At 48.8% G+C, this 508-nt stretch carries 1 pseudogene; it reads left to right on the top strand.

Annotation, left to right across the window (positions count from 1 at the left end):
• Positions 1–374, top strand: a pseudogene (locus PORUE0001_RS08075) (protease); the annotation flags it as partial.
• Positions 375–508: the final 134 nt, after the last annotated feature.

Raw genomic sequence — 508 nt, 5'->3', positions numbered from 1 at the left:
AGTTCGTAAGCCCGACAAAAGAAGATCAGAAGTGGATCTCAATACCTCTCAAGAAGCCCTTTAAGATACAGTCTAATGAGAACCTTGAGGTAGGATTTAGAGTTCGGACAGGAGCTCCTCACGCTGTCTTCGTAGACACCAATTCAAAGGATAAGTACATGGGCATCGATGGAGGCTTGGAGGCATACTATGTGATGTTACCAAACTTCATAGGGTATCAATCTACCCCCTTCACAGACAAAGGCTACATGGCTATCGAGCTGGTCATATCAGATAGCCCCACGCTCAGCGGAGATACCATCCGTGAGACCTTCACACGTGGACCACTGCCCGTCCCTTCCCGAGGTCAAGGGCTACGTGATCTATCGCAATGATGAGAAGGTCGGAGAGACAAATCCGTCCACTCGCACTTACCAAGACGCTACTGGTAAGGAGGGAGACAAGTATCGTATCGAAGTACTGTACGATGCTCCTGCCAAACTCGCTATAGATAAAGACCTAAGGGGTG

Source organism: Porphyromonas uenonis 60-3 (assembly GCF_000174775.1).
Lineage (GTDB): Bacteria > Bacteroidota > Bacteroidia > Bacteroidales > Porphyromonadaceae > Porphyromonas > Porphyromonas uenonis_A.
Note: the sequence above shows the minus strand (reverse complement) of the source record. Positions and strands in the feature narration are given on the sequence as shown.